This window comes from Stutzerimonas nosocomialis, from assembly GCF_005876855.1.
GTDB classification, from domain to species: domain Bacteria; phylum Pseudomonadota; class Gammaproteobacteria; order Pseudomonadales; family Pseudomonadaceae; genus Stutzerimonas; species Stutzerimonas nosocomialis.
The window spans coordinates 1-22,214 of the sequence record NZ_QLAE01000040.1 but is presented as its reverse complement, the minus strand read 5'-3'; the positions used below and the strand labels follow the sequence as shown (position 1 = coordinate 22,214).

Genomic DNA, 22,214 nt, shown 5'->3' with positions numbered 1-22,214 from the left:
TGCGATGGCACGACGCAGGCGTGAGGAAGAGCATGAAAACCACGAACGTTGGCTGGTCTCCTACGCCGACTTCATCACGCTGTTGTTCGCGTTCTTCGTGGTGATGTATTCGATCTCGTCGGTGAACGAAGGCAAATACAAGATTCTCTCCGAGTCGCTGGTGGGGGTCTTCAGCAGCCAGGACCGTTCCATCAGGCCGATCCCGATCGGCGAGGAGCGGCCGCGCACCACCGACACCACTCGCCTGGATTTCGATCAGGGTGCGACCAACGCTCAGGTCGAAACACCTGAAGATCCGCTGGACAGCATCGCCCGGAGCATGCGCGAGGCGTTCGGCGACCTGATCGGCGACGGGCAGCTGACGGTCCGGGGCAACGAATTGTGGATCGAGCTGGAACTGAGCTCGAGCCTGCTGTTTCCCAGTGGCGATGCGATTCCCAACGACCATGCGTTCGAGCTGATCGAGAAGGTCGCCAGCATTCTCGCGCCCTACCAGAACCCGATCCATGTGGAGGGGTTCACCGACAACCTGCCGATCAGCACCGCCAGTTATCCCACCAACTGGGAGCTGTCCGCCGCCCGCGCCGCCAGCGTGGTGCGCATGCTGGCGGCGCAGGGCGTCGACGCCGACCGTTTGGCCGCCGTCGGGTATGGGGAATTCCAGCCGGTCGCCGACAACGCGACGGCCGAGGGACGCGCGCGCAACCGGCGTGTCGTGCTGGTGGTCTCGCGCAACCTGGATGTACGCCGCAGCGTGACCAGTGCCGGCAGCGCCAACACCCACGCGGACACGACGCTGCAACGTGCTGGCACGCAAACTGCACCCCGTGCCGACAGGTAGGCTGCCGATGTCGGCAACGTCAAATCACCGTCGCGTCCCTTCGGCGCGGCGCCAGTTCCCGATCCGTAACGGTCCGGGAGGAAGAACGTCATGAGAGTCTGGGCTGTAGCCAATCAAAAAGGCGGTGTGGGCAAGACCACTACCTCTGTCGCGCTGGCAGGCTTGCTCGCCGATTCGGGCAAGCGCGTGGTCGTGGTCGATCTGGATCCGCACGGGTCGATGACCAGCTATTTCGGCCAGGACCCCGATAACCTCGAGCACAGCGTCTTCGACCTGTTCCAGCATCAGGGCAGCGTGCCGGAAGGCTTGCCGCGCCAGTTGCTGCTGCCGACCAGCCATGAACGCATCTCGCTGCTGCCGTCCAGCACCGTGCTGGCGACGCTCGAGCGACAGTCGCCGGGGCAGAGCGGCCTTGGGCTGGTGGTGGCCAAAAGTCTGACGCAGCTGTGGCAGGACTTCGATCATGCGATCATCGACAGCCCGCCGCTGCTCGGCGTGCTGATGGTCAATGCCCTGGCCGCCAGCCAGCAGCTGGTCATCCCCGTGCAGACGGAGTTCCTGGCGGTCAAGGGACTCGAGCGGATGGTCGCGACCCTGGCGATGATCAACCGTTCGCGCAAGCAGGCGTTGCCGTACACCATCGTGCCGACGCTGTTCGACCGGCGCACCCAGGCCTCGATGAATACGCTCAAGGTCCTGCGTCAGGGTTACGAAGCCAATCTGTGGCCGGCGTTCATTCCCATCGACACCCGTCTGCGCGACGCGAGCCGGGCGGGCCTCGTGCCTTCTCAGTTCGATCCGGGCAGCCGTGCGGTGATCGCCTATCGGGCGCTGCTCAAGCAGCTGCTGGCCTTCCAGGCCACCCCGCAGGTAGCCTGAGGTGTACGCAACTAATTGTGGCCGGGGCTCAAGTCCGCGCCGGTGCCAGCCGATAGCCTGTTCAGATATTTTTTACGAGTGCGTTTGATGAGTCGCTCCGTTCTCACCGCAACCCGCCCTCAGGTGGCGCTTCAGTCCTACCTCGACGCGCTGCTGCAGGAAGCGGCGATCGAGCTGGCCGATTCGGTCACGCTCGACGAGTTCCAGGCTGCCGTGCTCGAAGAGCAGCAGCGCGACGCGGCGCCGAAGGTGGCCGTGGTCGCCTCGCCTGTTCGGGCTCCGGCACCTGTAGCCGCTCCCGTTGCGGTAGCGCCGGCCGCGCCTGTGCTGGTCGCGCCGGTTGCGGAAAAGCCGCTGCCGGTTCCGCCGGTGGCGGCGCCTGCGCCCGTCGTTGCGCCTGTGCTGGACATCGGCTCGCCTGTGCTCGAGCGGGTGCCCGGGGTCGAGCCGCCGGCAACGCCGCCGTTGCAGTTCGATGGCCAGCCGGCGTGGGGTGAAGAGCCGTTCGAATGCCTGCTGTTCGATGTCGCGGGGCTGACCCTGGCCGTTCCGCTGGTCAGTCTGGGTTCGATCTACCCGCTGGCAGGGCAGGAGCTGACGCCATTGTTCGGCCAGCCTGACTGGTTCCTGGGCATACTTGCGTGCCAGGCGGGCAATCTCAAGGTGCTCGATGCGGCGCGCTGGGTGATGCCGGACCGCTACCGCGACGATTTCCGCGAAGGCCTGCAGTATGTGATTTCGGTAGAAGGGTACGAGTGGGGCCTGGCGGTGCATCAGGTCAGCCGTTCGATCCGGCTCGATCCTCGGCAGGTCAAGTGGCGTTCTCAGCGCAGCCAGCGTCCCTGGCTCGCCGGAACGGTGATCGAGCACATGTGTGCGCTGCTCGATGTGGCCGCGTTGGCCGAGTTGATCGCGAGCGGCGCGGCCAAGCGCGCCGAGCAGGAGCAGGCGCTGGCCGTGAAGCCGGCCGGGCGCAAGCGAAACTGAATGGAAACCCGGGCGTGTTCCTGCGCCCGGCATGGATAATCGACCGTCACAGCGGTAACTGAGAGGCTGGGCTATGAAAATGACGTCTTCACAGGGTTCGGAAGATCCCATTCTGCAATGGGTGACCTTCCGCCTGGACAACGAGACCTACGGCATCAACGTGATGCAGGTCCAGGAAGTGCTGCGTTACACCGAGATCGCCCCGGTGCCGGGTGCGCCGAGCTACGTGCTCGGCATCATCAACCTGCGTGGCAACGTGGTGACGGTGATCGATACGCGCCAGCGTTTCGGCCTCGATCCCGCGCCGATCAGCGACAACACCCGCATCGTCATCATCGAGGCCGATCGCCAGGTCGTCGGCATTCTGGTCGATAGCGTCGCCGAGGTCGTCTACCTGCGTCAGTCCGAGATCGAAACCGCGCCCAACGTGGGCAACGACGAGTCGGCCAAGTTCATCCAGGGCGTTTGCAACAAGAACGGCGAACTTCTGATCCTGGTCGAGCTCGACAAGATGATGACCGAAGAAGAATGGTCGGACCTGGAGAACATCTGATCCCATGCTGATCGCTGCGGTGGTTGTGCTCGCGGTGTGTTGCGTCGGCCTGCTGGGCCTGCTGCTGTGGCTGATGCAAAGCCACAAGTTGCAGGTACAGCTGCAGGCCGAGCGCGACGCCATGCGTGACCAGCGCATCAAGGAGCTCGGCAAGCGGCTGGATGCCTATCTCGAAGGCAGCATCCGCATCGGCGAAGAGCTGCATGAGCTGCGCCGTCTCGTCGCGCCGTTGCCGGACAAGCTGACCCAGCTCGAACAGCGCGATCCGGGCAGCCTTTCGTTCAGCCAGGCCGCCCGGCTGGTGGGCATGGGTGCCAGCGTCGATGACCTGACCCAGTCCTGCGGCCTGACCCAGGCCGAAGCCGAACTGATGAGCAAGCTGCACCAGAGTCGGCGCCCGCAGCGCTGATCGCTGGGCGCCGGCCTGCCGGCCTCGAGTCCTTCCCCCGCCGGCGCGATGCCCGGCCGTTCCCGTTCGACATCAGGTCGATTGAACCCCTCGCGACTTCCTGCCCTCAAACGTTCAGGAATGACCCTCCGGTCATTCGGGCTCCGCATGGCTCAGGCCGGGGAGGGCGTGATGTTGCGCATTCTGGTTCTCATCCTGTTCAGCGTCCCCGCCTGGGGGCATGCCGAAGAAGCGCCGCTGGAAGTGGAAGGCGCGATGACGGTCAACGTCTTTCAGGCCAAGCGCCTCTACGACCTGGGGGCGGTGTTCGTGGACGTCAGGCCGACGCGCGAGTGGAGCTGGGGGCATATCCATGGTGCCGTCCATCTCGACCTGCATGGCCGTTTCCCGGGACTGGCCCAGGGCCAGTGGCCGCGCGAGGTGCCGCTGGTGATCTATTGCGACAGCGAGGTCTGCCCCAGTGGCGCGGCCGCGGCGCAGCGCGCGGTGGCCTGGGGTTACAAGCAGGTGTTCTATTTTCGCGAGGGCTACTTCGCCTGGCAGCTGGCGGACTTTCCCCAGGGCAAGAGCATGGAGGGTGAACTCTCCACCCTCAGCGCCCAGGCCCACTGAGCAGCAGGGGTGCGTCGCCGTCGTCGCGCTGGCCGAATCCCTCGGGTGCCTTGCCCTTGAGGTACCAGGCGAAGGCGATGATCTCGGCGATGCTGCGGTAGAGCGCCTCGGGAATCGCGTCGCCGAGTTCGAGCCTGGCCAGCAGACGGACCAGTTCGGCGTTCTCGTAGATCGGCACCTCGTGTTCGCGAGCGATGGCAAGGATCGCCTCGGCCAGCGCATCGTCGCCCTTGGCGGTCACGCTCGGTGCGTTGCGGCCGTCGTAGGCCAGTGCGATGACTTGCTTGCTCATGCGGTTTCGTCCACGAAGCGTTGTTCGAGCGAGGTCTTCGGCCCCTGGGGCGGCGTGCCCTGGCGACAGGCCAGTTCGCCGACCGCGAGCCCGGCGGCCACCAGTCGGTCGCGAAGGTGGTCGAGTTCCCCGTTGATCAGGTGCGCGGTGCTGGCGCGCTCGGCCCAGAGCTGGCTCGAGAGGTTGCCCTGGGCGAGCTGAGCCTGGACCTGCAGCGGGCCGAGAGGGGACAGGTCGAAGGCGAGCTCGACGCGCCAGACGATTTCCTGCTTTTCCTTGCGCTGTTCGGGCGGGCTTTCCTCGCGCTGCAGCTTGACCTGCAGGGGCACGATGTCGCGCTGGTCGCGCATGGGGATTTCCATCTGCCAGGTGGTCAGCAAGGTGCCTTCCGGGCCGACCTGGGACTGAGCCAGGCTCGACAACTGATGGGTCTGCAGCCGCGAGACGGCGGCTGCGGCGAGCTTGAGCAGGGTTTCCAGGTCCGCTTCCTCGTCCATGCCCTGAAGCAGCCGGCTCGGTAGCGGAAAGCCCATCGCCTGCTGGCGCGCGCCGTTCTGCCCGAATACCCCGAGTGCATGACGGGCGAAGGCCGGAAGCGCCTGGCCCATGGCCGCGCCGGCCTGGGCCGAGGCGAATGGCGTGCTGCCGGGCAGGCTGGGCAGCAGCTGGGCGATGAGCCGCAGCAGGGCGGCCTTCATGTCGCCCTGGGCCGCGCCGTGTTGACCCGCCAGCAGTCGTGCCTCCAGCAGCGTGCCGCTTTTTTCCAGCGCCTGGGCAAGGGCCTTCGGGTCGGTGAGCTCGCTCACCTCCGGCATGAGGCCGAGCAGTTTTTCCGCGGCGCCTTTGAGCCCCTCCGGCAGCGAGCCCGCATTGCGCAGCGCTCCGAGCAGGCCCTCGAGCGATGCCTGGCGCTCCTGTTGCGCGGCCATCTGCTGGCCGAGCGCGAGCTGGTCCAGGCGACCGCTCAGCGGCAGGAAGCTCAAGGCCTGGCTGCCCTTGACCTGGGCGGTCAGCAGGGTGCCCAGCGGCAATGGTGTGGTGGACGCGATCTCCAGTTTTTCATTGGCCATGGCGGTGTTGAGCAGTTGGACCACCATTTTGAATACGGCGTGTTCGCCCTTGGCCGCCGCGATCTGCTGGCTGGCCACCACCTTGCCCTGGAGGATGGTGCCGATGGGCACGCGGTCCAGGTCGATGCTGCCCGTTGGCTGGCGCGCCAGTGCCTGCAGGTTGGCCATCAACCGATTGTCGGACAGGGCGGTGACGGCATAGGCGGTGCCCGTGGCCACGGCGCGGTTGCTGAGGGCTTCGAGCGTGGTCTGGCGACCGTTGTCGAGGGTCAGGCGCAGGATGAGCTGGAAGGCCTGGCCGCTTTCCTTGACGCTGACGACTTCCGCCTCGGCGCTCTCGCCCGCGGCGAGCAGGCCCTGCATGGGCTGGAGCAGCTTGAGCGCCAGATCCGCAGCGGCTGCCGCGGAGCGGGGCGGGGCGGCTGGAAGAGGTTGCGCGGCCTTGATCTCGGTCATGTTTGCTTCAAATGCCCTTACAACCTGACGGTTTAGCGGTCTTCGGCGGTCATGGATGCCATGTATAATCGCGCCCCGGTTGGCCCGGCGCCCGGTCAGTATAGCGGCCCGTCCATTCCCTTCTTGAATGCCAGCAGGTGTCCCCAAGCGTGTCCGATCCTTTCCTTCAAGCTGTTGCGCTCACCTGCGAGAGGGATTGGCGGCTGCTGTTCGACGGCCTGGCCTTCAGCCTCGAGCGAGGCCAGATGCTGCAGGTCTCCGGGCCCAACGGCAGCGGCAAGACCAGCCTGCTGCGCGTGCTCGCCGGCCTGATGCAGCCGACCGCCGGGGAGGTCCTGCTCGATGGCGAGCCGCTGGCGTCCCGCGCCGATGTGGCCCGCAACCTGGTGTGGATCGGCCATGCCGCGGGCATCAAGGGGCTGCTCAGTCCGGAGGAGAACCTGGCATGGCTCTGCGCGCTGCAGCAGCCGGTCAGCCGCGAGGCCATCTGGCAGGCCCTCGCGACGGTTGGGCTGCGCGGATTCGAGGATGTGCCCTGCCATACGCTCTCGGCCGGCCAGCAGCGCCGTGTCGCCCTGGCCCGGCTGTATCTCACGGCGGCGCCCCTGTGGATCCTCGACGAGCCGTTCACCGCGCTGGACAAGCATGGCGTGGCCCAGCTCGAAGCGCATCTGGTGGCCCATTGCGAGCAGGGCGGTGTGGTGGTGTTGACCACGCATCACAGCCTGCAGACACGGCCGTCGGGTTTCGACGAGATTCTGTTGGGGCAGACGGCATGAGCGGTGTCTTCACCTTGCTCCTCAAGCGGGAGGCGCGCCTGCTGATTCGGCGTCCCGCGGAGCTGGCCAATCCGCTGGTGTTCTTCGCCATCGTCATCGCGTTGTTTCCGCTGGCGGTCGGGCCGGAGTCTCAACTGTTGCAAAGCATTTCCCCAGGTTTGTTGTGGGTAGCGGCGCTGCTGGCCGTGCTGCTCTCGCTCGACGGGCTTTTTCGCAGCGATTTCGAAGATGGTTCCCTTGAGCAGTGGGTCGTTTCGCCGCACCCTCTGGCGCTTCTGGTGCTCGCCAAGGTGCTGGCACACTGGGTGTTCTCGGGCCTGGCGCTGGTCCTGCTGGCTCCCTTGCTGGGGCTGATGCTGGGCTTGCCGGTCCAGGCGCTGCCGGTGCTGCTGCTCTCGCTGTTGCTGGGCACGCCCACCCTGAGCCTGCTGGGCGCGGTGGGCGCGGCCCTGACCGTCGGTCTCAAGCGCGGCGGCCTGTTGCTGGCGCTGCTGATTCTGCCGCTGTACATCCCGGTGCTGATCCTTGGCAGCGGGGCGTTGCAGGCGGCGTTGCAAGGATTGCCGACGGCCGGCTACCTGTTGTGGCTGGCCAGCCTCACCGCACTGGCGGTGACCCTGACACCCTTTGCGATTGCCGCCGGGCTGAAGATCAGCGTCGGTGAATAGACGCAGGTACCGACCGCTGGGGCTCGACGTCGCCCTGGCCGAGCATTCTCCGGGGGCTTGCCCTCGCCGGAAACGAGTCATTCGATGAACTGGACATGGTTTCACAAGCTGGGTTCGCCCAAATGGTTCTACGAGATCAGCGGGCGCTGGCTGCCCTGGTTCGGCTGGAGCGCCGCGCTGCTGCTGACGGTGGGCGTGGTCTGGGGGCTGGCGTTCGCGCCGCAGGATTACCAGCAGGGCAACAGCTTCAGGATCATCTACATCCATGTGCCGGCCGCCTTCCTGGCCCAGTCCATCTACCTGATGCTCGCCGTCGCCGGTGCCGTCGGGCTGATCTGGAAGATGAAGCTGGCGGACGTCGCACTCCAGCAGGCCGCGCCGATCGGCGCCTGGATGACTTTCATCGCACTCTTGACTGGCGCCGTCTGGGGCAAGCCGACCTGGGGCGCCTGGTGGGTCTGGGACGCGCGCCTGACCTCGATGCTGATCCTGCTGTTCCTTTATTTCGGGATCATCGCCCTGGGCAACGCCATCAGTAACCGGGACAGCGCGGCCAAGGCCTGCGCGGTGCTGGCGCTGGTCGGCGTGGTGAACATCCCGATCATCAAATATTCGGTGGAGTGGTGGAACACCCTGCACCAGCCGGCCACCTTCAAGGTCACCGAGAAGCCGGCGATGCCGATGGAGATGTGGCTGCCGTTGCTGGTCATGGTGATCGGTTTCTATTGTTTCTTCACTGCCGTGCTGCTGATGCGCATGCGCCTCGAGGTGTTGCGTCGCGAGGCGCGCAGCAGCTGGGTGAAAAGCGAGATCAAGGCACTGGTAGGGGGCTCGCGATGAATTTCTCCTCGTTCGCCGAATTCGTCGCCATGGGCAACCATGGCGTCTATGTCTGGTCGTCCTATGGCATCAGCCTGGCGGTACTGGCCTTGAACGTCGCGCTGCCCCTGCTGGCACGCCGGCGGCACCTGCAAGACGAGGCGCGCCGTTTGCGCCGGGAGGAAATGAAGTGAATCCGGTACGCAAAAAGCGGCTCTACATCGTCCTGGCGATCCTCGCCGGGGTCGGTATCGCCGTTGCCCTGGCGCTTTCCGCGCTGCAGCAGAACATCAACCTGTTCTACACCCCGACCCAGATCGCCCGTGGCGAAGCGCCCGAAGGCACGCGGATCCGCGCGGGCGGCCTGGTCGAAGAGGGCTCGGTCAAGCGTGACCGCGAATCGCTGGCGGTCGATTTCCGTGTCACCGACGGTGCCGAAACGGTCACCATCCGCTTCCAGGGCATCCTTCCCGACCTGTTCCGCGAGGGGCAAGGCATCGTCGCGCTTGGGCGGGTGAACGAGGAGGGCATCCTGGTGGCCGACGAAGTGCTGGCCAAGCACGATGAAAACTACATGCCGCCCGAAGTCACCCAGGCGCTCGAGCAGAGCGGCATGATGAAGCATTACGAAGGCGGCAAGCAGGGGTACGCGAAATGATTCCGGAGCTCGGCCATCTGGCCATGATTCTGGCCCTGTGCCTGGTACTGGTGCAGGCGGTCTTCCCGCTGATCGGCGCCTGGCGCGGTGATCGTCTGTGGATGAGCCTGGCGCAGCCGGCGGCGTGGGGGCAGTTCGCCTTCCTGGCGTTCTCCTTCGCCTGTCTGACCTATGCGTTCATGGTCGACGACTTCTCCGTCGCCTACGTGGCGAACAACTCCAACAGCGCCTTGCCGTGGTACTACAAGTTCAGCGCCGTATGGGGTGCCCATGAGGGCTCGCTGCTGCTGTGGGCGCTGATCCTGGCCGGCTGGACCTTCGCCGTGTCGGTGTTCTCCCGCCAGCTTCCCGAAGAGATGCTGGCGCGCGTGCTCGGCGTCATGGGACTCATCAGCATCGGCTTCATGCTCTTTCTGATCGTCACGTCCAACCCGTTCGAGCGCTTGCTGCCGCAGGCGCCGGTCGATGGCCGCGACCTGAACCCGCTGCTGCAGGACTTCGGCCTGATCGTTCACCCGCCGATGCTCTACATGGGCTACGTCGGCTTCTCCGTGGCCTTCTCATTCGCCATCGCGGCCCTGCTCGGTGGCCGGCTCGACGCGGCCTGGGCCCGCTGGTCGCGTCCCTGGACCCTGGTGGCCTGGGCGTTCCTCGGGATCGGCATCGTGCTCGGCTCCTGGTGGGCCTACTACGAACTGGGCTGGGGCGGCTGGTGGTTCTGGGACCCGGTGGAAAACGCCTCCTTCATGCCCTGGCTGGTCGGCACCGCGTTGATCCACTCCCTGGCGGTGACCGAAAAGCGCGGCGTATTCAAGAGCTGGACGGTGCTGCTGGCGATCGCGGCCTTCTCGCTGAGCCTGCTGGGAACCTTCCTGGTGCGCTCCGGGGTGCTGACCTCGGTGCATGCCTTCGCGACCGATCCTGAGCGTGGCGTGTTCATCCTGTGCTTCCTGCTGCTGGTCGTCGGCGGTTCGCTGGGGCTGTTCGCGCTGCGTGCGCCGGTGGTCAAGAGCCAGGTCGGCTTCGGCCTCTGGTCCCGGGAAACCCTGTTGCTGGTCAATAACCTGCTGCTGGTGGTGGCCACCTCGATGATCCTGCTGGGCACGCTGTATCCCTTGCTGCTCGACGCGCTGTCGGGAGCCAAGCTGTCGGTCGGCCCTCCGTATTTCAACGCCATGTTCCTGCCGCTGATGGCGCTGGTCATGCTGGCGATGTCGGTCGGTATCCTGGTGCGCTGGAAGGACACGCCGGTGAAGTGGCTGACGGGCATGCTGGTGCCGGTGCTGATCACCAGTGGCGTGCTCGGGGTGGTCGCCGCGTTTGCCTTCGGCGATTTCCACTGGACGGTCCTGGCGACCTGCTTCCTCGCCGCCTGGGTGGTTGTCGCCGGGGTACGCGACCTGCTCGACAAGACTCGTCACAAGGGACTCTTGGCCGGCGCCCGTGGCCTGTCGCGCAGTTACTGGGGCATGCAGATCGCCCACCTGGGCATCGCGGTCTGCGCACTGGGCGTGGTGCTGTCCAGCCAGCAGAGCGACGAGCGCGACCTGCGCATGGCGCCGGGCGACTCGCTGCAGATGGGCGGCTACAGCTTCATCTTCGAGGGCGCCGTCCATCATGACGGCCCCAACTTCACCTCGGACAAGGCCACCATCCGCGTGCTCAAGGGCGAGCGCCAGATCGCCGTGCTGCATCCGGAGAAGCGGCTCTACACCGTTCAGCAGATGCCCATGACCGAGGCCGGTATCGACCCGGGCTTCACCCGCGACCTCTATGTCGCGCTGGGCGAGCCGCTGGAAGACGGCGCCTGGGCCGTGCGCGTGCACATCAAGCCCTTCGTCCGCTGGATCTGGCTGGGTGGCCTGCTGATGGGCCTCGGCGGCGTGCTGGCGGCCTGCGACCAGCGCTATCGGGTCAAGGTCAAGACACGCGTACGCGAGGCCCTGGGCCTGGGCGCGCAAGGAGCCTGATGATGAAACGAGTGCTGATGCTGTTGCCGTTGGCGATCTTCCTCGGTATCGCCGTCTTCCTCTACCGCGGGCTGTTTCTCGATCCGTCCGAGCTGCCCTCGGCATTGATCGGCAAGCCCGTGCCGCAGTTCTCGCTGCCTTCGGTCGAAGACGAGCAGCGCCTGATCAGCGAGGCCGACCTCAAGGGCAAGCCTGCGCTGGTCAACGTCTGGGCGACCTGGTGCGTGGCCTGCAAGGTCGAGCATCCGGTGCTCAATGCCCTGGCGGCGCAGGGCGTGAACATCCACGGGGTCAACTACAAGGACGACAACGCCGCGGCGCAGAAGTGGCTCCGCGAGTTCCATGATCCCTATCAGCTGAACATCCGCGACGAGCAGGGCAGCCTGGGCCTTGACCTGGGGGTCTACGGCGCGCCCGAGACGTTTCTGATCGACAAGCACGGCGTGATCCGACACAAGTTCGTCGGCGTCATCGACGAGCGTGTCTGGCGTGAAAAGCTCGCCGTGCTCTATCAGGAGCTGGTGGACGAATGAACAGATACCTTTGCGCCCTGCTGATCGGGTTGACCCTGAGCGCCGGTGCGTTCGCGGCGATCGATACCTATGAGTTTCGCGACGAGACCGAGCGCCAGCGCTATCGCACGCTGACCGAGGAGCTCCGCTGTCCGAAATGCCAGAACCAGAACATCGCCGACTCGAACTCGCCGATCGCGATGGACCTGCGCCAGGAAATCTTCCGGATGCTCGAAGAGCAGAAGAGCGACGAGCAGATCGTCGACTATCTGGTCGCCCGCTATGGCGATTTCGTGCGCTACAAGCCGCCGGTCAACGCCAAGACCCTGATCCTCTGGTACGGCCCGTTCGTGCTCCTGGCGATCGGTTTCGGCACCGTGGCGATGATCCTCCTGCGGCGTCGCCGCCGGGTCGACGGCCCCACCTCAAACACCCTTTCCGAAGCCGAGCGCGAACGGCTCGCCACGCTGCTGGATAACAAAGACCCATGATCGATTTCTGGATTGGCGCCGGCCTGCTGTTGATGGCCGCGCTGCTGTTTCTACTGCTGCCCATCATGCGCGGTCGCCGCGCCCAGACGGAGGAGGACCGCACCTCCCTCAACGTCGCGCTCTATCAGGAGCGGCTCGATGAACTGGCGGCTCAGCATGCCGCCGGCACGCTCACATCCGAACAGCTCGAGGCGGGCAGGGCAGAGGCCGCCCGCGAACTGCTGAGCGACACCGAAGGCGGCGAAGCGCATCGCGTGTCGCGGCTGGGCAGGGGGGCGCCGCTGGTGGCCGCACTGCTGGTGCCGTTGATGGGCTATGGGCTTTATCTGCACTGGGGCGCCAGCGACAAGGTGGAGCTGGCGCGCCAGTTCGCCCAGCAGGCCGGCTCGATCGAAGAGGTCACCCAGCGTCTCGAGCGCGCCGTCGAGGCCCAGCCGGAGTCCGCCGAGGGCTGGTACTTCCTCGGTCGCGCCTACATGGCCCAGGAGCGGGCCGCCGATGCGGCCGTGGCCTTCGAGCGCGCGGCCAATCTGGCGGGTCGCCAGCCCGAGCTGCTGGGGCAGTGGGCCCAGGCCCTGTATTTCGCGGGCGACAAGCAGTGGACCGAACAGCTTCAGGCTCTGACCGACGAAGCGCTGAAGGCTGACCCGGACGAGGTCACCAGCCTCGGCCTGCTTGGCATCGCGGCCTATGAAGAGGGCCGGTTCGCTCAGGCGATCGCTTTCTGGGAGCGCCTGGTCTCGGTGCTGGGCGAGCAGGACCCGTCTCGCGCCGCCATCGAGGGTGGCATCGCCCGTGCCCGCGCCGAACTCGGCGAATCGGCGCCCGAACCGACTGCGCCCGGACAGGCCGAATCGGCCGCGGCGGTGGAGGTGAAGGTAAGCGTCCGGCTCAGCGCCGAGCTTGCCGACGAGGTGCGGCCGAATGACAGCGTCTTCGTCTTCGCCCGCGCCGTATCGGGTCCGCCGATGCCGCTGGCCGTGAAGCGCTTGAGCGTCGCCGACCTGCCCGCCGAGGTCACGTTGGCCGATGCCGATGCAATGATGCCGCAACTGAAGTTGTCCAACTTCGAACAGGTGCAACTGGTTGCCCGGATTTCCCGCGATGGCGATGCCACCCGGGGCGAATGGTCCGGGCAGAGCGATGCGCTGGATCTCGCTGCGAGCGCCGAGCGCCCGGTTCAGCTGACCATCGACACGCCAGAGCGCCGCTGATTCGTTCTGACGACCGAGGTACTGCATGACCGTACAGGATTTCCCCCCTCGCCAGACGGCCTTCAGGCGTGTGCGCCTGGGGACCGTGGCTGCCCTGGGCGCCTTGCTCGCGGCGTGCGCCGGCACGCCCTACGAGACCGCTCCCCAGACTCAGCCACCGGTGCCGCAGACACCTGCGCCGGGTCCGGTGATCACGCCCCCTCCGCCGGTGCAGACGTCCCCGGCACCGCGCCCGCCGGCCACCCAGCAGAGCCATCCCCGTTACGCCCCGCCGCCACACGCACCGGCGCACTGGGACAATCGCCTGGGCGTCTATGTGGTGGAAGGCAGGGATCTCTACTACCGTGAACGGCTTTATTACCGCTGGGATGGCGAGTGGCTGTGCGCCGGCCGGCCTGACGGCCCCTGGGAGCCGGTCGCGCTGCCGAGCGTGCCGCCGGGATTGCGCAACCGTCACTGAATCGACGGCACGCTCTGGCGAGCGGCTGCGACGGTCATTCGGGCTAAAGCTGTTCCGCCGCTTGCCGATAAAGGGTCAAGCGGCGAACAGCGCGCCTTTTTACCGTCCCGGTGGATGCCCGGTGACGCAGGACAATCGGAGTAGATTCATGAATGCCTCTGTGAAGCGTCTCGAAGAAACCGGCAGCGCGTTGCGCTCGGCCCTGGCGCAGCAGGACTGGACCGCCATCGGCGAGCTGGACCTGCTGTGCCGGCAAGCCGTGGAAGACGCGATGCGGGAGCCGGAGCGGGACGAGGGCGTCATTCGCCTGCGCATCCAGGAATTGCTCGAGCTCTATCGCGAACTGGTCGGAATGTGCCAGGCCGAGCAGCGCCGCATCGCCGATGAGCTCATGCAGCTCAACCAGTCCAAGCAGGGGGCGAAGGTCTACCAGCTTTTCGGCTGATCCCGCCGCTTCGCCCTCCCGCCCGTCGCGCCGGAATCATTTCCGGCACCGATGCCTCACTTTCGTGGTTGCGTTACCTAACCGTCTTCGTGTTTAAATCACGTCATAAATTTGACTCAGTGCTCATTTTTTACTTAACTAGTGGCCAAATGCCTGTTGGTGCGATCGTCGTGGACGTAGCGCCGGCTTTCTTCCAGCCCCATAGAGTTCTGAAACCACGATGTGGCGCGAAACCAAGATTCTGTTGATCGACGATGACAGCGAACGTCGCCGCGACTTGGCGGTAATTCTGAATTTTCTGGGCGAAGACCATCTGGCCTGCTCGAGCACCGACTGGCGTAACGCCGTGGCGCCGCTCGAATCCAGCCGCAGCGTGCTCAGCGTGATGCTCGGGGAGGTCAAGGCGCGGGATGGGGCCGTCGAACTGCTCAAACAGATCAGCAAGTGGGACGAGAACGTTCCGCTGCTGCTGATCGGTGATCCGGCGCCAGCCGAGTGGCCGGACGAAGTGCGTCGCCGCGTGCTGACCAGCCTGGAGATGCCGCCGAGCTACAACAAGCTGCTCGATTCGCTGCACCGCGCCCAGGTCTATCGCGAGATGAACGACCAGTCCAAGGCCCGCGGGCGGCAGCGCGAACCGAACCTGTTCCGCAGCCTGGTCGGCACCAGTCGGGCCATCCAGCACGTGCGGCAGATGATGCAGCAGGTCGCCGACACCGAGGCCAGCGTGCTGATCCTTGGCGAATCGGGCACCGGCAAGGAAGTGGTCGCCCGCAACCTGCACTACCACTCCAAGCGTCGCCAGGCGCCCTTCGTGCCGGTCAACTGCGGCGCGATTCCGGCCGAGCTGCTGGAAAGCGAGCTGTTCGGCCATGAAAAGGGTGCTTTCACCGGCGCCATCACCGCGCGGGCAGGGCGTTTCGAGCTGGCCGAGGGCGGTACCCTGTTTCTCGACGAGATCGGCGACATGCCGCTGCCGATGCAGGTCAAGCTGCTGCGCGTGCTGCAGGAGCGCACCTTCGAGCGCGTCGGCAGCAACCGTACGCAAAGCGCCGACGTGCGGATCATCGCCGCGACCCACAAGGACCTGGAGAAGATGATCGAGGAAGGCAGCTTCCGCGAGGATCTCTACTACCGGCTCAACGTATTTCCGATCGAAATGGCGCCGCTGCGCGAGCGCGTCGAAGACATCCCGCTGTTGATGAACGAGCTGATTTCCCGCATGGAGCACGAGAAGCGCGGCTCCATCCGCTTCAACTCGGGCGCCATCATGTCCCTGTGCCGCCATGACTGGCCGGGCAACGTGCGCGAGCTGGCCAACCTGGTCGAGCGCATGGCGATCATGCATCCCTACGGAGTGATCGGCGTGATGGAACTGCCGAAGAAATTCCGCCACGTCGACGATGACGACGAGCAGTACATGACCGCCGCCAGCGACGACCTCGAGGAGCGGGTTGCCTTCAACGTGCCGATGACGGGCCTGGAAGCCAGCGCCATGCTGCCGGCCGAGGGCCTGGACCTGAAGGACTACCTCGGCAACCTCGAGCAGGGCTTGATCCAGCAGGCGCTCGATGATGCCGGCGGGGTAGTCGCCCGTGCCGCGGAGCGTCTGCGCATCCGGCGGACCACCCTGGTCGAGAAGATGCGCAAGTACGGAATGAGCCGTCGCGACGACGAGGGCGAAGAAGCCTAGCGTCTGGTTGCGTTTCACCGACGCCCCGCCACGTGCGGGGCGTTTTCGTATCCGCCCTTGCTCCGTTCGTCCGGTTGCGGCCACGGCCGGGCACGATGTTTGCTGCTGCCCCTGCGAACGCCCATCTTTTGACGGCACGAGTACGCGCAGTGAAGCCCATCACCCACCCGACCAGCCCCGAATCCGCCGAGCCCGCGACGACGCTCGAGCTGGAGCAGTCGCTGCGGCGGTTCAGCCAGATCTCCGCCCAACTGGGGCAGTCGCACGGAATGCTCGAAGACCGCGTGGCTGAACTCAAGCAGGAACTGGCGCTGGCCGGGGCGCAGCGTGAGCAGGAGCTGGCGGAAAAGGAGCGTCTTGCCGGGCGCCTGCGCAATCTGCTCGACCTGCTGCCCGGTGGTGTGATCGTGATCGATGGCGCAGGACGCGTCAGCGAGGCCAATCCTGCCGCATGCCAGCTGCTGGACGGCCCGCTTCAAGGCGAGCGCTGGCGCGACGTCATTGCGCGCAGCTTCGCGCCGCGCCGCGATGACGGCCACGAGATTTCCCTGTCCAACGGCCGCCGCCTGTCCATCGCCACGCGCTCGCTGGCCGACGAACCGGGCCAGTTGGTGCTGCTCACCGATCTGACGGAAACCCGTCACCTGCAGGCGCAACTGGCTCGCCACGAACGGCTTTCCTCGCTGGGCAGGATGGTCGCGTCGCTGGCGCATCAGATTCGCACGCCGTTGTCCGCGGCGCTGCTCTACGCTGGCCACCTGACAGACGCGGCGCTGGCGGTCGAGCACCGGCAGCGCTTCGCCGGCCGCCTCAAGGAGCGGTTGCATGAGCTCGAGCATCAGGTGCGCGACATGCTGGTGTTCGCCCGGGGCGATCTGCCGATGTCCGACCGTCTGAGCCCGGGGGCGCTGTTGCAGGCCCTGCGTCTGGCGGCCGAGACCCAGGTCGAGGGCGTGGCGGTGCGCTGGCAGTGCGACAGCCACGCCGGCGAGTTGCTCTGCAATCGCGACACCCTGGTGGGCGCGCTGCTCAACCTGCTGGAGAACGCCATCCAGGCTGCCGGCCGCGAGGCGCGGATCAAGGTGCATTTCTACACCCGCGGGACGACGCTCCGGCTCTGCGTGAGCGACAACGGCCCGGGTATCGAGCCGGCGTTGCTGGCGCGCCTGGGTGAACCCTTTCTTACCACCAAGACCACCGGCACGGGCCTGGGTCTTGCGGTCGTACAGGCGGTGACGCGCGCTCACCAGGGCCAGTTGAGCCTGTTGTCGCGTCCCGGACGCGGCACCTGCGTGCTGCTGTCGCTACCGCTGATTTTCCCGGCTGCGGCCGGAAACAAGGAGTGAAGTCCATGACAGCGAAGATCCTGCTGGTCGAAGACGATCGGGCCTTGCGCGAGGCGCTTGGCGATACGCTGATGCTTGGCGGCCACGAGCACAGAGCCGTGGATTGCGCCGAAGCCGCGCTGGTAGCGTTGCAGGAAGAGGCCTTCGGCCTGGTACTCAGCGACGTGAACATGCCGGGCATGGACGGCCATGCGCTGCTGCGAATGGTGCGCACCCGCTACCCGCAGATTCCGGTGTTGCTGATGACGGCCTACGGCGCGGTCGAGCGAGCGGTCGAGGCCATGCGTCTCGGCGCCGTGGATTACCTGGTCAAGCCATTCGAGCCGCGTACGCTGCTCGAACTGGTGGCGCGGCATGCCTGCGGCCACCTGGGCCGATCCGATCGCGAGGGCCCGGTTGCCTGCGAGCCGGCCAGCCAGCAGCTGCTGGCGTTGTCGGCGCGGGTCGCCCGGAGCGACTCCACCGTCCTGATCTCGGGCGAGTCCGGCACCGGCAAGGAGGTACTGGCGCGCTACATCCACCAGCAATCCCCTCGCCAGGGCAGCCCGTTCATCGCCATCAACTGTGCGGCGATCCCGGACAACATGCTCGAAGCCATGCTGTTCGGCCACGAGAAGGGCGCTTTCACCGGCGCCATCGCGGCCCAGCCCGGCAAGTTCGAGCAAGCGAACGGCGGAACCCTTCTGCTGGATGAAATCACCGAAATGCCGCTTGGGCTGCAGGCCAAGCTGCTGCGCGTACTGCAGGAGCGCGAGGTCGAGCGCGTCGGTGCCCGCAAGCCGATCACCCTCGACATCCGGGTGATCGCCACCACCAACCGTGACCTGGCGGCCGAAGTCGCGGCCGGGCGATTCCGCGAGGACCTGTTTTACCGGCTTTCGGTGTTCCCCCTGGCCTGGCCGCCGCTGCGCGCGCGTCCGGCCGACATCCTGCCCCTGGCCGAACGCCTGCTGGCGATGCACGCCCAGAAGATGAAGGCCGGCTCGGTGCGCCTGTCGGGCAATGCCCAGCGCTGCCTGCTGGCCCATCCATGGCCGGGGAACGTCCGGGAGCTGGACAATGCCATCCAGCGCGCCTTGATCCTGCAGCAGGGCGGACTGATCCAGCCCCACGACCTGTGCCTGAATTCGACCATCGGCCTGGTGCCGCCGGCTGCCGCCAGCGCAGCGCCGGCGGCTCCGGTTAGCGAGGCGGCGCAAAGCGCGGCGGGGCTGGGCGAGGATCTGCGCCGGTGCGAATTCCAGGTGATCATCGACACCTTGCGCAACGAGCGCGGGCGGCGCAAGGAGGCGGCGGATCGCCTCGGCATCAGCCCGCGTACGCTGCGTTACAAGCTGGCCCAGATGCGCGATGCCGGGTTCGACGTCGAGGCCTATCTCTACGCCAGCTGAGTGGCCCGCGAGGCGGCGCTCAGCGGTGCCTGTGCAGGCGCGCCAGGGCCTGGTTGACCGCCTGCCAGCCTTCGACCGCCGTCTCGCCGACCTCGGCGAACACCTTCTCCAGCAGCCGCGCCTGCTCACGGCGCAGCGCCTGCTCCAGCTTCGCGCCCTGGGCCGACAGCCGTAACAGGCGTTTGCGCTTGTCCTCTTCGGCCGTGAGGCTTTCCACCAGATGCATCTCGATCAGCTGGCGCAGCGGAATGTTGAGCGCCTGCTTGCTGACGCCCAGATGGCCGAGCAGGCCGGTCACGCTGAGCCCTGGATAGCTGGCGATGAAGAACAGGATGCGATGGTGCACCCGCGACAGTCCGCGCCGCGCCAGGATTTCGTCGGGCTTGGCGGTGAACGCCTGGTAGCCGTGGAACAGGCTTTCCATGAACTGACGCTGAACGGCGCTTTTTTTTAGGTCAGGCATATTGACGTTTTTATCGGTGGGGGCGTACTTTCGGTCAAGTAGTTTGACTCATTTGTCCCGCCCCTGCATCCGGTACTCCCATGGCTTTCTCGAAACGCGTCGACCGCCTGAAAAGCTCCCTGATCCGTGAAATCCTGGCTGCCGCGCAGCGTCCCGAAGTCATGTCGTTCGCCGGTGGGTTGCCGGCCGAGGCGATGCTGCCCAAGGTCGACTGGGCGCCGATGCCGGCAGCCCTCGGCCAGTACGGGATGAGCGAGGGCGAGCCTGCGCTGCGCGAAGCCATCGCAGCCGAGGCGCGGGCGCTCGGCGTGCCCTGCGAGGCGAGCCAGGTGCTCATCGTCAGTGGTTCGCAGCAGACGCTGGACCTGGCCTCCAAGCTGTTCATCGACCCGGGTACCGAGGTCCTGCTCGAAGCGCCGACCTACCTGGCGGCACTGCAGGCGTTCCAGTTCTTCGGTGCCGATTGCATCGCCGTCCCGCAGGAAAGCGACGGTCCGCAACTCGAGGCGCTGCGCCGTGCGCTGGAGCGCAGCACGCCGGCCTTCGCCTACCTGATCCCGACCTTCCAGAATCCCTCGGCGGTGCGCTACAGCGAAGCCAAGCGCGAGGCGGTCGCCGCGCTGCTCGACGAGTTCGGCGTAGCCCTGATCGAGGACGAGCCCTATCGCGAACTGGTGTTCGACGAGGGCTGTGCGCGTCCCATCGTCAGCCGGTTGCGCAAGGCCAGCTGGATCTACACCGGTACGGTTTCCAAGACCCTGCTGCCGGGATTGCGGGTCGGCTACCTGATCGCTTCGCCGGACCTGTTCCCCTACCTGCTGCGCCTCAAGCAGTCGGCGGACCTGCACACCAATCGCATCGGCCAGTGGCAGGCCTTGCAGTGGCTCGGCAGCGAGCAGTATCGCGCCCACCTGGCCGAGCTGCGCGACTTCTACCGCCTTCGCCGCGATGCCATGCAGGCGGCGTTGCTCGAGCATTTCGCCGACCTGGCCGACTGGGAGATTCCCCAGGGCGGGTTGTTCTTCTGGCTGACGCTCAGGCAGCCGCTCGATACGCGCACGCTGCTCGACGCGGCGCTGCAGCGCAACGTCGCCTTCATGCCGGGCGAGCCGTTCTTCGTCGACCCGGATCGGCATCCGGGCCATCTGCGGTTGAATTTCAGCCATGTCGGCCCCGACCGGCTTGGCGAGGGGCTGCGTCGGCTGGCGGCGGTGATTCGTGAGGCGTTGCCGGCCGAGGCGGCCTAAAGCGAGAGCGAGGGGGATGTCATGTACAAGGTTTATGGCGATTACCGTTCGGGTAATTGCTACAAGGTCAAGCTGATGCTGCACCTGCTCGGCCGCGCGTACGAGTGGGTGCCGATCAATGTCCTGCGCGGCGAGAGCCGCTCGCCGGAATTCCTGCAGAAGAACCCGAACGGCAAGATCCCGGTGCTGGAACTCGATGACGGCAGTTGCCTATGGGAGTCCAACGCGATTCTCAACTACCTGGCCGACGGCAGCGAGTTCCTGCCGAGCGATCCGCGGTTGCGTACCCAGGTGCTGCAATGGCAGTTCTTCGAACAGTACAGCCATGAGCCCTACATCGCGGTGGCGCGCTACATCAAGCTCTATCTCGGCCTGCCCGAGGAGCGCCGCGAGGAGTACGAGGCCAAGCAGTTCGATGGCTATCACGCCCTGGCGGTGATGGAGCAGCAGCTGCAGCGCACGCCTTATCTGGTCGGCGAGCAGTATTCGATCGCCGATGTGGCGCTGTATGCCTACACCCATGTGGCCGAAGAGGGCGGATTCGATCTGGCGGCGTATCCGGCGATACGGGCCTGGCTGCAGCGGGTGGCAAGCCATCCGCGGCATGTCGGCATGTACGACTGACGAGGCGGGGCGGGCAAGGCCCGTAGCGAAGCGAAGGGGCGCCAGGCGGCGCCCCTTTTCATTGGCGAATCAGCGGACCAGGCCCAGGAATTCGCTGCGCGTGGCGGCATTCTCGCGGAACTGCCCGAGCATCACCGAGGTGACCATCGAGGAGTTCTGCTTTTCCACGCCGCGCATCATCATGCACATGTGCTGCGCCTCGATGACCACCGCGACGCCCCAGGCACCGGTGACGTTCTGGATCGCCTCGGCGATCTCGCGGGTCAGGTTCTCCTGGATCTGCAGGCGACGGGCATACATGTCGACGATGCGCGCGACCTTGGACAGGCCCAGCACCTTGCCGTTGGGCAGGTAGGCGACGTGGGCCTTGCCAATGAACGGCAGCATGTGGTGCTCGCAGAGCGAATACAGCTCGATGTTCCTGACCAGCACCATTTCGCTGTTGTCGGAGCTGAACAGCGCGCCGTTGGTGACCTCTTCGAGGGTCTGCTGGTAGCCCTTGCACAGGTACTGCATGGCCTTGGCGGCGCGTTTGGGCGTGTCGAGCAGGCCTTCGCGGTTGACGTCCTCGCCGAGCTGGCCAAGGATCGCGGTGTAGTGTTGTTCCAGAGACATTGAAATACCTGTCAGGCGTCGGGAGCGCGAGAGGCGCAGGGTAGGGGGCAAGCGCAGCGCTGGCAAGTGCGGGATGGGCGTACGTTTCGTACGTTATTCGTCCCGCCCCTCCAGCATGGTGCGCTTGAGCATGACGTACAGCGCGCCGCTGCCGCCATGGCGCGGCAGGCACGAGGTAAAGCCCAGAACCTGCGGGTGCTGACGCAGCCAGGTATTGACGTGGCTCTTGATCAGCGGCCGCTTGCCATCGAGCCGCGCGGCCTTGCCATGGGTCACGCGCACGCAGCGGATCTCGTATTTGCCGGCTTCGGCCAGGAAGTCCCACAGCTGTTCTCGCGCCTTTTCGACGGTCAGTCCGTGCAGGTCGAGGCTGCCCTCGAACGGAATCTGCCCGGCCTTGAGCTTGCGCATCTGGGCCTCCTGCACGCCGTCACGGCTCCAGTACAGCTCGTCTTCGGCGCCGACGTCGATGACGAACTGGTCGGACAGGCCGTCGATACGCGGCTCGTCGGTGCGCACCGTCGCGTTGGCGCGGCGTGTCGCGATCTGCTCGCGGTTGTCGCGTGCCTTTCCGGTCTCGGCGCGCTCGTGGCGGATCGGCTTCACGCCGCGCACGGCTGACTGGAACAGGGAAAAGTCGTCGTCTTGCATAGGGCCTCCACAGAGGCGGCCAGTTTACCAGTCGAACGCGGGAGGGTGGGTCGCCCCGAGCGACTAGCT

General features: G+C 66.1%; 27 protein-coding genes. 22 read left to right on the top strand and 5 right to left on the bottom strand.

Annotated features, from left to right (window positions below):
* Nucleotides 1-4: 4 nt before the first annotated feature.
* The 6 genes from motD to DN824_RS19340 all read left to right on the top strand — a co-directional run bounded on the left by motD (nt 5) and on the right by DN824_RS19340 (nt 4,281).
* The gene (gene motD / locus DN824_RS19365) at nt 5-841 is read left to right on the top strand and encodes a flagellar motor protein MotD (protein WP_138409995.1); all 837 of its coding nucleotides are present in this window, start codon (nt 5-7) and stop codon (nt 839-841) included.
* Between the two features lie 90 nt (nt 842-931).
* Nucleotides 932-1,720 (top strand): ParA family protein, encoded by a 789-nt coding sequence (locus tag DN824_RS19360; RefSeq protein ID WP_138409994.1) that lies wholly within the window; start codon nt 932-934, stop codon nt 1,718-1,720.
* An 87-nt stretch (nt 1,721-1,807) separates the two neighbouring features.
* Nucleotides 1,808-2,707: a CheW domain-containing protein gene (locus DN824_RS19355; protein ID WP_138409993.1), complete on the top strand. Its 900-nt coding sequence runs from the start codon at nt 1,808-1,810 to the stop codon at nt 2,705-2,707.
* A gap of 73 nt (nt 2,708-2,780) precedes the next feature.
* Entirely contained in the window at nt 2,781-3,260 is a 480-nt protein-coding gene (locus DN824_RS19350; protein ID WP_138409992.1) for a chemotaxis protein CheW, read from the top strand.
* Nucleotides 3,261-3,264: 4 nt separating this feature from the next.
* Nucleotides 3,265-3,669 carry a DUF2802 domain-containing protein gene (locus DN824_RS19345; protein ID WP_138409991.1) on the top strand — a complete coding sequence of 135 codons (405 nt, stop codon included), beginning with the start codon at nt 3,265-3,267 and terminating at the stop codon, nt 3,667-3,669.
* A 171-nt stretch (nt 3,670-3,840) separates the two neighbouring features.
* The gene (locus DN824_RS19340) at nt 3,841-4,281 is read left to right on the top strand and encodes a rhodanese-like domain-containing protein (RefSeq protein ID WP_138409990.1); all 441 of its coding nucleotides are present in this window, start codon (nt 3,841-3,843) and stop codon (nt 4,279-4,281) included.
* Here DN824_RS19340 and DN824_RS19335 read toward each other — a convergent pair.
* On the bottom strand, nt 4,262-4,573 hold the full coding sequence (locus DN824_RS19335) for an EscU/YscU/HrcU family type III secretion system export apparatus switch protein (RefSeq protein ID WP_138409989.1): 312 nt from the start codon (nt 4,571-4,573) through the stop codon (nt 4,262-4,264). The genes DN824_RS19340 and DN824_RS19335 overlap by 20 nt on opposite strands.
* Nucleotides 4,570-6,099: a flagellar hook-length control protein FliK gene (gene fliK, locus DN824_RS19330; protein ID WP_138409988.1), complete on the bottom strand. Its 1,530-nt coding sequence runs from the start codon at nt 6,097-6,099 to the stop codon at nt 4,570-4,572. The genes DN824_RS19335 and fliK overlap by 4 nt, the downstream gene beginning before the upstream one ends.
* Nucleotides 6,100-6,248: 149 nt before the next feature.
* Between fliK and ccmA the strand changes: the two genes are divergently transcribed.
* The 14 genes from ccmA (at nt 6,249) to DN824_RS19260 (ending at nt 18,545) form a co-directional block, all read left to right on the top strand.
* The gene (ccmA, locus tag DN824_RS19325; RefSeq protein ID WP_138409987.1) at nt 6,249-6,878 is read left to right on the top strand and encodes a cytochrome c biogenesis heme-transporting ATPase CcmA; all 630 of its coding nucleotides are present in this window, start codon (nt 6,249-6,251) and stop codon (nt 6,876-6,878) included.
* Nucleotides 6,875-7,546: a heme exporter protein CcmB gene (gene ccmB, locus DN824_RS19320; RefSeq protein ID WP_138409986.1), complete on the top strand. Its 672-nt coding sequence runs from the start codon at nt 6,875-6,877 to the stop codon at nt 7,544-7,546. The genes ccmA and ccmB overlap by 4 nt, the downstream gene beginning before the upstream one ends.
* A gap of 84 nt (nt 7,547-7,630) precedes the next feature.
* Nucleotides 7,631-8,386, top strand: a complete 756-nt coding sequence (locus tag DN824_RS19315) for a heme ABC transporter permease (RefSeq protein ID WP_138409985.1) — start codon at nt 7,631-7,633, stop codon at nt 8,384-8,386.
* Nucleotides 8,383-8,559, top strand: a complete 177-nt coding sequence (ccmD, locus tag DN824_RS19310) for a heme exporter protein CcmD (protein WP_138409984.1) — start codon at nt 8,383-8,385, stop codon at nt 8,557-8,559. Before DN824_RS19315 ends, ccmD begins: the two co-directional genes overlap by 4 nt.
* Nucleotides 8,556-9,023 carry a cytochrome c maturation protein CcmE gene (gene ccmE, locus DN824_RS19305; RefSeq protein ID WP_138409983.1) on the top strand — a complete coding sequence of 156 codons (468 nt, stop codon included), beginning with the start codon at nt 8,556-8,558 and terminating at the stop codon, nt 9,021-9,023. Before ccmD ends, ccmE begins: the two co-directional genes overlap by 4 nt.
* Nucleotides 9,020-10,993, top strand: coding sequence for a heme lyase CcmF/NrfE family subunit (locus tag DN824_RS19300; protein WP_138409982.1), 1,974 nt, complete (start codon nt 9,020-9,022; stop codon nt 10,991-10,993). The genes ccmE and DN824_RS19300 overlap by 4 nt, the downstream gene beginning before the upstream one ends.
* Before the next feature lie 2 nt (nt 10,994-10,995).
* On the top strand, nt 10,996-11,526 hold the full coding sequence (locus DN824_RS19295) for a DsbE family thiol:disulfide interchange protein (protein WP_138409981.1): 531 nt from the start codon (nt 10,996-10,998) through the stop codon (nt 11,524-11,526).
* Nucleotides 11,523-11,996, top strand: coding sequence for a cytochrome c-type biogenesis protein (locus DN824_RS19290; protein ID WP_138409980.1), 474 nt, complete (start codon nt 11,523-11,525; stop codon nt 11,994-11,996). Before DN824_RS19295 ends, DN824_RS19290 begins: the two co-directional genes overlap by 4 nt.
* Nucleotides 11,993-13,210: a c-type cytochrome biogenesis protein CcmI gene (gene ccmI, locus DN824_RS19285; RefSeq protein WP_138409979.1), complete on the top strand. Its 1,218-nt coding sequence runs from the start codon at nt 11,993-11,995 to the stop codon at nt 13,208-13,210. Before DN824_RS19290 ends, ccmI begins: the two co-directional genes overlap by 4 nt.
* Nucleotides 13,211-13,235: 25 nt before the next feature.
* Entirely contained in the window at nt 13,236-13,670 is a 435-nt protein-coding gene (locus DN824_RS19280; protein WP_174236544.1) for a hypothetical protein, read from the top strand.
* A 148-nt stretch (nt 13,671-13,818) separates the two neighbouring features.
* Nucleotides 13,819-14,115, top strand: a complete 297-nt coding sequence (fliT, locus tag DN824_RS19275) for a flagellar protein FliT (RefSeq protein ID WP_138409978.1) — start codon at nt 13,819-13,821, stop codon at nt 14,113-14,115.
* A gap of 220 nt (nt 14,116-14,335) precedes the next feature.
* Entirely contained in the window at nt 14,336-15,808 is a 1,473-nt protein-coding gene (locus DN824_RS19270) for a sigma-54 dependent transcriptional regulator (protein ID WP_138409977.1), read from the top strand.
* A gap of 149 nt (nt 15,809-15,957) precedes the next feature.
* Nucleotides 15,958-17,154, top strand: coding sequence for a sensor histidine kinase (locus DN824_RS19265; RefSeq protein ID WP_241666741.1), 1,197 nt, complete (start codon nt 15,958-15,960; stop codon nt 17,152-17,154).
* A gap of 5 nt (nt 17,155-17,159) precedes the next feature.
* Nucleotides 17,160-18,545: a sigma-54-dependent transcriptional regulator gene (locus DN824_RS19260; RefSeq protein ID WP_138409975.1), complete on the top strand. Its 1,386-nt coding sequence runs from the start codon at nt 17,160-17,162 to the stop codon at nt 18,543-18,545.
* A 19-nt stretch (nt 18,546-18,564) separates the two neighbouring features.
* Here DN824_RS19260 and DN824_RS19255 read toward each other — a convergent pair whose 3' ends face one another.
* Nucleotides 18,565-19,008, bottom strand: a complete 444-nt coding sequence (locus DN824_RS19255) for a MarR family winged helix-turn-helix transcriptional regulator (protein WP_138409974.1) — start codon at nt 19,006-19,008, stop codon at nt 18,565-18,567.
* A gap of 80 nt (nt 19,009-19,088) precedes the next feature.
* Between DN824_RS19255 and DN824_RS19250 the strand changes: the two genes are divergently transcribed.
* Together DN824_RS19250 and DN824_RS19245 are read left to right on the top strand one after the other, a co-directional pair.
* On the top strand, nt 19,089-20,255 hold the full coding sequence (locus DN824_RS19250) for an aminotransferase-like domain-containing protein (RefSeq protein ID WP_138409973.1): 1,167 nt from the start codon (nt 19,089-19,091) through the stop codon (nt 20,253-20,255).
* A gap of 21 nt (nt 20,256-20,276) precedes the next feature.
* Nucleotides 20,277-20,879, top strand: coding sequence for a glutathione S-transferase family protein (locus DN824_RS19245; protein ID WP_138409972.1), 603 nt, complete (start codon nt 20,277-20,279; stop codon nt 20,877-20,879).
* Between the two features lie 69 nt (nt 20,880-20,948).
* On the opposite strand, the gene folE is transcribed toward DN824_RS19245, so the two are convergent.
* Together folE and DN824_RS19235 are read right to left on the bottom strand one after the other, a co-directional pair.
* Nucleotides 20,949-21,494: a GTP cyclohydrolase I FolE gene (gene folE, locus DN824_RS19240; protein ID WP_138409971.1), complete on the bottom strand. Its 546-nt coding sequence runs from the start codon at nt 21,492-21,494 to the stop codon at nt 20,949-20,951.
* A gap of 93 nt (nt 21,495-21,587) precedes the next feature.
* Nucleotides 21,588-22,145, bottom strand: a complete 558-nt coding sequence (locus tag DN824_RS19235) for a Smr/MutS family protein (RefSeq protein WP_138409970.1) — start codon at nt 22,143-22,145, stop codon at nt 21,588-21,590.
* Nucleotides 22,146-22,214 lie beyond the last annotated feature (69 nt).